Below are 7,806 nucleotides of genomic sequence, written 5' to 3'. Positions count from 1 at the left end.
CCTGGCCGGAATTGAATTGATGCACATGATCCGCAAAGGTCAGATGAATGTCACGGAAGGAGAAAATCTTTCTTTCGCAGAGCAGTTTTATTCACTGGCAGTCTAATTGCGCCCAGACCTATTGCACGCTTGAAAAACTCATCCAAATTCTAGCCATTTCAAATTAATGCGACAGAACCTGTTTGTAAGGCATGGGATATTTACGGCGCTAAAATCATCCTTCATCATGCCAGATCGACGACTGATTGGCGAATTTCTGATTTATTCAACAACGCCTCGTCGAATGGTCGACGTAAACTCCGCGCTCTTGCATCATCTCTTCGAGGTTCCGATAACTGAGCGCATATGCAGCGTACCAGCGAATGCACACCAGAATAATTTCCTGTGGAAATCTCATACCTTTCATCTTCAATATGCCGCTTTTTTCCAACAGATCAAAAAACTATAGCATAACCGATTCCATGGCCGGATGCGTTAATGCGACAGAACCTCCGGTCTTGGCAGGGCGCCACTCAATGATCGCCTCCTCGGTAAACCAGATCGTGATGTCGCCCCGGCGGCACAATGATTTGTTGTACTCCGGCCAATTGAGCACTTTATAAGTGGCCTTTGTGAATTTGTGGCGGCAACTCTCGTTATGTTTGTAAGGCATGGGATATTTACGGCGCTGAAATCATCCTTCATCATGCCAGATCGACGACTGATTGGCGAATTTCTGATTTATTTAACAACGCCTCTTGGCATGCCGGTGTCTGTAAAAATCTAAATTCTGGTCGAAAAGGAGTTACTTTAGCCAAGCTCTGATTTATTCAACAACGCCCACTTTAGCCCCATTCTGATTTATTCAACAACGCTCATATTCGCTACCGAATAACAGTTATCGACTTTGGACTTCCTTAAGCAACTGGTCGGCTGGCTTAACGCCTTGACAGTCGGAGCCGAGATATGTCATTAACGATTCGCTGTGCATTGTATGACTCCCACGAGTATCGGACATTGCCATATCCACGCTAGTAGTCACAGAATCTCCACTGGTTGTGCTCTCTCCCTTGCCTGCCATAGTTCGGCCTTTTGTTGTGCAATTGAACTCGAAATTGCTTTTGTTACCGCTGCGGCTTACCTTTGCTGGTTCGCATCGACCTTCAGAATCGACTATTGGTTTATCCCTAGCCGCCATAGCCGCGCTGACGCAGATTCGGGTACCACCTCCGGTAGGCGTTCCTTGGCGTCCCATCATGGTTTGCATCTGCTTGCGTTGTTCTGGCGACATATTGGCCATTGCCTGTTGCATTTTAGCCTGAGCTGAAGCTAACTGTGCGGTCATGTCTTTACCGTCCATAATCTGTTTGATTGGCCTGATTTCCCATAAGCCTTGCTTCAAGCCTGAGCCTTGCGCTAAGGCGGTACTGCTTAGTGTTATGAGAATCGCCAGAATTAATTTCTTCATGTTTGCCTCCGCATGTTTAGTTAACGGCCAAAACAGAATTCCATACTATCAAATTCCTTGTTGCTGCACGCTTACATCCGTACTTTGCGACCCGCCGTTACTGGCACAGAGTGCGCATTCGTCATTTTAAACTTATTTCCGAAAAACGGTCACTGGCAATACAAATATTGAGCTGACGTAAAGCAGTCTTAGCCCAATTTACCCTATCGACCCAATGTGACGGACCATTTTTCATACCTAATTGTACCCCATCGGTCATCGTCCTCGATTATGTCATCTGTCTGTAACCGCAATAACGGATAATTTGAAGAGATAGAATGGCAAGCAATTGTTGGTGATCAACATCATGCTTGCGAGGAGTTAGCAGGTTCGCAGTGTCCTTGCACGACAGGCAGATTGAGTGTCGCCATTGCACTTACGAGCAAGGCGTTGACCTGCTGGAGGTTGATGGCTGGGCGTGGCCGATTAGGAGATTACCAGTATGTCCGATATTGCTGAAAGATCCCTGCACACCCGCATCGCCCGCTCGGTCGAGGCCATTCGACGTTCGTTCGTTGACAATCTTTTCTATGTGACTGTCAGAACCTTCGACAACGCCACGCCCCTGGACTATTACACTGCGCTGGCCTACACCATCCGCGACCGTCTGCTGGCGCGTGTCGTCGCAACGAATGAAAACTACAAGCGCCGGAACGTGAAGACGGTGGCCTATATGTCCGCCGAATACTTACTCGGGCCCCATCTGGGGAACAACCTGCTCAACTTGGGGCTTTGGGAAAACGTCCGTCAGGCCATGAAGGAGCTGGGACTGAATCTGGAGACCATTTTAGAGGCCGAGGAGGAGCCCGGACTCGGCAATGGCGGTCTCGGTCGCCTTGCAGCATGCTACATGGACTCTCTGGCAACGCTGGAAATTCCAGCCATCGGCTATGGCATCCGCTACGAATATGGAATTTTCGAGCAATCCATCAAGGACGGCTGGCAGGTGGAAATGGCTGATGCGTGGCTACGCAACGGCAATCCCTGGGAGTTGCCGAGGCAACTGCGGTATCCGGTGAAGTTCGGCGGCGACATTGAGCGTTACCGTGACGATGAGGGCCACCTGCGCTGCCGCTGGTTGCCGGAGTCCATCATCCATGGCGTTGCCTATGACACACATATACTTGGTTACGGCGTGCTCAACGTGAACTTACTGCGCCTGTGGAAATCTGAGGCCCGCGAATCCTTTGACTTTCAGGCCTTCAACACCGGCGACTTCTATGGTGCTGTGGACAAAATGATTCTGGCTCAGAACATCAGTAAGGTGCTCTACCCCAATGACGAACCGGAGGCAGGCAAAAATCTGCGTCTGCGCCAGCAGTATTTCTTCGTTTCCTGCTCCTTGCAGGACATGATACGCATGACCCTAAGTGGCAAAGGCAGCTTGGATCAATTTCCGGACAGGTTCGTGGTTCAGCTTAACGACACCCATCCCTCCATTGCCATAGCTGAATTCATGCGATTGCTTATCGACGAGCACCAGATTGACTGGGATCGAGCCTGGGCTCTCACCCAGCGAAGTTTCGCTTATACCAATCATACCCTGCTACCTGAAGCTCTGGAAACCTGGCCTTTGGAACTATTCCAGCGCAACCTGCCACGCCATATCGACATTATCTACGAAATCAACAACCGTTTTCTGGATGACGTGCGCATCCGCTTCATCGACGACAGAGCACGTCTGGCCCGCATGTCACTGATCGACGAGGGTGCTGGCGACGGCGTTCGCCGCGTGCGCATGGCCAATCTGGCCTGCGTCGGCAGCATGGCCATTAACGGCGTGGCGGAAATGCACAGCGAACTGCTCAAACAAACAGTGTTGAAGGACTTTTACGACATGTGGCCGGAGAAGTTCCAGAACAAAACCAATGGTGTAACGCCGCGTCGTTTTATCGCTTTGTCCAATCCACCGCTGACCGCCCTCATCGATGAAGTTATCGGCGGTGACTGGCTGCGTCATCTAAAAAAGCTCCGCCTGTTGGAACCTTATGCGGATAACAGCGACTTCAGATTCCGTTGGCGCGGGATTAAGCGCATGGCAAAAGAACGCTTGGCGGATCACATTCGTCGGAGCTGCGGCATTAGCCTGGACATGGACACTCTTTTTGATATCCAAGTCAAGCGCATCCACGAATACAAGCGCCAGCATCTGAACGTGCTCCATATCGTCAGTCTCTACCATCGTCTAAAGCAAAACCCTTCGCTGGACATCACGCCGCGTACTTTCATCTTCGGCGGCAAGGCGGCCCCCGGCTATCACATGGCAAAGTTGATTATCAAACTCATCAACTCGGTGGGTGACGTTATCAACCGCGACCCACAGGTCAACAAAGTATTGAAAGTGGTGTTCGTGCCCAATTTCAGCGTCAAGATTGGCCAGCGTATTTATCCCGCAGCGGATCTCTCGGAGCAAATATCTACTTCCGGCAAGGAGGCCTCCGGCACTGGCAACATGAAGTTCACCATGAACGGGGCGCTGACCATCGGCACTCTGGATGGTGCCAACGTGGAGATACGCTCAGCTGTGGGTGAAGAGAACTTCTTCTTGTTCGGAAAAACGGTGCAGCAGGTAGACGAGATTTTGGCGGAGGGCTATCGGCCTCGGGACATTTATCAGCACAACGAAAACCTGCGCGATGTCATCGATCTGATCAACTCGGGGCATTTCTCTCATGGCGATGACAGCTTGTTCCGACCGCTGACCGACAATCTGATGAATAGTGACCCCTATCTGGTGTGCGCCGACTTTCAGGACTACATCGACTGCCAAGCCAAGGTGAGCCAGGCGTATCAGGATCAGGAACAGTGGTCACGCATGTCCATACTGAACGTGGCGCGTAGCGGGCGCTTCTCGTCAGACCGCGCCATTCGAGAATACAACGCGGAAATATGGCGCGTGCCGCCATTGCCGGTGGAAATATCAAAAGCATGACCAGGTTGTACCACCTCAGATCCGGCAATCCCTTGTTCATGCTGTTCCCCGCGAGTTACCTGGTTGCCCAGCCTTCGATGCTCAAGGTCAAGCATTTGGCGCTTCCGCCTGACTTCCTGAACTCGGACAAAGGTGTTTCCATGACCGAAAAGCCCAGCCCGCCGAGCAATTTTTTTAAGCGCGGTGTCGCCTGATTCATGAGGAGAACTCGCTCTACGCAAACCGCATTGGCGCAAAACTGTTGGCCTTCCTCCGGCGTCAATGAAATAAGCTTGTCGCCAAAACTGCGCGCCAAAAGATCGTGGGAAGCCTCGTCGAAGGCAGAGGGCAAGTAGAGCGCGTATCCATCTGGCAGAGGGCAGAAGCAGGTATCCAGATGATAAAAGCGGGGATCAATCAGTTCGAGTCGGTGGATGGGCGTTGTAATGTGGCGCGCGAGATGCGCAGGTGTGCTCTCGTCAGAACGGGGTCCTCCGCCGACCCAGAGTCGTCCTGCGGAATCGAAGAGCGCGTCGCCCGCCCCTTCAAAAACGGCACACTCGGGCAAATCAATGCACGTCCAACCCGCGCCGTCGAACCAGTCTCGGTTAATCGCCTTTTCCCCCTGACGCTGCGGATGCTTGAAATTGGAAAGGATGAATTTCTTTTCTCGCGGCAACGGCAAGCCGGCATTTGCGGTAAAAACGAGATCCGGCCATGCCGGGTCACCACGCATTAACTTGACATCGGCCAGTGCAGACAGCTTATCGAAAAGTCCGCGCCACTGTGCATCCGCTAGTTTGGGCGATACATGGCCAATTTGGTGGCGCATCCAGGGATTGATTTCGTAATTGACCGCAAACCCTACCGGGGTGCACATTACTAGAGTTTCTGGCATAAAGATTTTCTTATTAATCAGATAGGCGGGGCAGCATTGGTCATTACCGCGATCCATGTCTCCAAAAAAATGTGCGCCCTTGGTTTGGCGCAGCATGCCACGAACTTTCTTGCAGGTCAGTACGATCAGGTAATCCTGGATTAGAGCGCCTGATCTGAGGTTTCCAAGTGCACCAGCATACAATTCAGTCACTTCTTCGACGGGATGATTTGACTCCTCGGCGAGTGAATGGATAGCGTTGATATGTTCAGGCTCTAACAGGATGTGGTTCGATGTGCCCATGTAGTTCGTTTCCTTCAGCGTGTCAAAAAGTCACACTATTGAGTTCCGCTATTCATTGACCCTTATCCGTCCTGATTTTCAGGAGGAGGGCTTACAATTAGATGCGGCGGTTTTTAGCTCCGTGGACTCAACTGTGAAGTGAAACTTTTGTCTTTTCCATTCCCACTATTACACGCTTTATTTGTTCTCCATTCATTTCACCCAATATTTTCAGGCCGGCACGAATTACCTCGCTTTTCTTAGCATGTAACCCAGCCTTAAGACATGCTTCTTTAATTTCAGCGATCTTCTGGTACTCGACTAGCGGAATAGAGAAATCGCAGACTACTTTCACCCTGGATTTTTTAGGTGCCGGTTTTGCTATTGTATTATCGGGTTTCTTGGCTGCACGTTTTGCATCAGGCTTTTCAGTCTTTTTTTCTACAGCAGGAGTTTTGGTCGTTGCGATTTTTTCCGTAGTTACTTCAGGCTTATCGGTAATCATCTCTTTGTCCTTTCAAAAATTTAAAATAAAATGGCATTTGCAAAGCGTCAGACTTGTTGCTGGGGTGAAACTTGTTATCAAGCGTAAGCTGCTGTTGCATGATTAGCCTTTACGAGACTTCAGTCGATTCTATCAATCCCATAGACTTCTGTTATAAATAACTTCCGAATAAGTGTATTCCGGTCATGATTTGCTTTTGCTGTTTATTGATTAAGACAACATCGCTGTTGGAACCATCATTTTGATAGTTCAGTAGCCTTTAAGTATAGACATGTTGCCTGATAAGCGATAAAAAAATCCTGTAATTTCAAATCGGTTTGCGTCTTCTGCCGACAGGCCATCAAACTCAGTCACTTTTTTAGTTTAAGCAATTCCATCAGGTTAGCAATAGCTAAACCATGGTAATTCCTAACCAATGAATCAGGTATTCGTCAGCAAAAATAATGGCGCAAATTCAATAATTCAAACCTGCCAAAACATCTTCTGACCGGAAAAAACCTTCCCCGCCTTGTTTAGCCTGACGATCGATCCCTATAATTGCTCTCGATCCACTCTCGGATCAGGATAGTGGATTCGTGTTGCGCACCGCCGTCCAATTCGTCAAGCAGGCGACGCGCTACCGCAATATCGTTCAACTTGCCCAAGATGTCTTGCAACGTTGTCAGCGCGGACAGGAAGCGTTTGGCCTTGACCGGATCAAACAGTGAGGCGAACATTTCCGCGCTTATCTACTTGTCGGCTGTGTTTATTCAGAATTTGCGCGGCGAAACACGGCAAGGTTAAACCGTCCGTAGCTGGGTCACGCCAGTAGTTTCCGTGCATCCAAGCACCAAAATTAAGCAAAAAACGCTGATAGTCCTGCGATTGAAGCCTGCTTTCCACTGCGGCATGCTGCTGTCCGCGTAGTTGTTCGCTAGAGAGCAATAAACGTAGCCCGTCCTGTTCCGAGAGACGCGAACGGATTGGCACGAGGATTTGCGTCACGAACACATCCCATTCGCGCAGACGACCCAGCTCCACACATAGCCCCGCCACTTGCGCGTGCAGTTTAACCAGTTCGGCATCGGCTCGGAAGGTTTCAGCTATAGACAGCACCACGCGCAGGCGGCGTAACGCGACGCGCACCTGATGCAAGTATTCGTCATCCAGTTTTTGTAGGGTGCCGGATATGTTGGCCTGCAAATGCTGCAGACAAGAGTCGATCATGATTTGCAAGGCGAAGGCAACGTCAGGAGATTTTGCCAAGCTTGGAAAAGTCGCCTTAGTTACAACTGGCTGTACCTCACTATGAAGCTGATAACCGTATTCCGCCTTGCTGGTGTACTCGACGTCCAGTGGTACGATGTCGAGTAGGGCCAGTGCAAACTTAAATAATTGCAGTGGCTCTCCAGATTTTAGTTCGAGTTCCAGCTCCGAGATCGGTAGGCTCAACTGCCCTGCCATGATCTCGCCGCTGTCCATGCTTAACTCGATTTCTGCGCCACCGAAAGCCACCATGCGAGTAGTGCGAGAAAAATTCGTCACAAATAGCGGCATTAATTTTTTTCGCAAGTCATATAACCAGAGCTGGCCACCGCTGGCTACCAGCGCCTCAAAGTCGAGCGCCTCACCCTCTACTGGCATTTCCCATTCATTGCGCTGATGCAGACCGGCCTGCACTCCGCCACCACCTTTCAGGGTTTGCAGCCATTGCTTGCCGATGCGGCGTAGGCGCAAGGCCATTGCACGCTGGTGCAGTTCGAGAT

The 7,806-nt window shown here is 50.4% G+C and carries 4 protein-coding genes and 3 pseudogenes; 2 read left to right on the top strand and 5 right to left on the bottom strand.

Features of this window, described 5'->3' with window-relative positions; all coding sequences use genetic code 11:
- Nucleotides 1–106 (top strand): annotated as a pseudogene (locus tag AC1W8Y_RS14720) (IS6 family transposase); the annotation flags it as partial.
- Nucleotides 107–277: 171 nt separating this feature from the next.
- Here the strand turns inward: AC1W8Y_RS14720 and AC1W8Y_RS14715 are convergent.
- Together AC1W8Y_RS14715 and AC1W8Y_RS14710 are read right to left on the bottom strand one after the other, a co-directional pair.
- Nucleotides 278–406 (bottom strand): annotated as a pseudogene (locus AC1W8Y_RS14715) (IS6 family transposase); the annotation flags it as partial.
- Between the two features lie 471 nt (nucleotides 407–877).
- A complete protein-coding gene (locus AC1W8Y_RS14710; protein ID WP_482015246.1) occupies nucleotides 878–1,447 on the bottom strand; it encodes a DUF3617 domain-containing protein in 570 nt (189 codons plus the stop codon).
- 481 nt (nucleotides 1,448–1,928) lie between these two features.
- Between AC1W8Y_RS14710 and AC1W8Y_RS14705 the strand changes: the two genes are divergently transcribed.
- Nucleotides 1,929–4,418, top strand: a complete 2,490-nt coding sequence (locus AC1W8Y_RS14705) for a glycogen/starch/alpha-glucan phosphorylase (protein ID WP_482015245.1) — start codon at nucleotides 1,929–1,931, stop codon at nucleotides 4,416–4,418.
- A gap of 55 nt (nucleotides 4,419–4,473) precedes the next feature.
- Here the strand turns inward: AC1W8Y_RS14705 and AC1W8Y_RS14700 are convergent, their stop codons facing one another.
- From AC1W8Y_RS14700 to AC1W8Y_RS14690, 3 genes and pseudogenes are all read right to left on the bottom strand, one after another.
- Entirely contained in the window at nucleotides 4,474–5,577 is a 1,104-nt protein-coding gene (locus tag AC1W8Y_RS14700; protein WP_482015244.1) for an arginine deiminase-related protein, read from the bottom strand.
- Between the two features lie 127 nt (nucleotides 5,578–5,704).
- On the bottom strand, nucleotides 5,705–6,061 hold the full coding sequence (locus tag AC1W8Y_RS14695) for a hypothetical protein (protein WP_482015243.1): 357 nt from the start codon (nucleotides 6,059–6,061) through the stop codon (nucleotides 5,705–5,707).
- A gap of 512 nt (nucleotides 6,062–6,573) precedes the next feature.
- Nucleotides 6,574–7,783: pseudogene (locus tag AC1W8Y_RS14690) on the bottom strand (CYTH and CHAD domain-containing protein).
- Nucleotides 7,784–7,806: the final 23 nt, after the last annotated feature.

The organism is Jezberella sp. (assembly GCF_964834465.1).
Note: the sequence above shows the minus strand (reverse complement) of the source record. Positions and strands in the feature narration are given on the sequence as shown.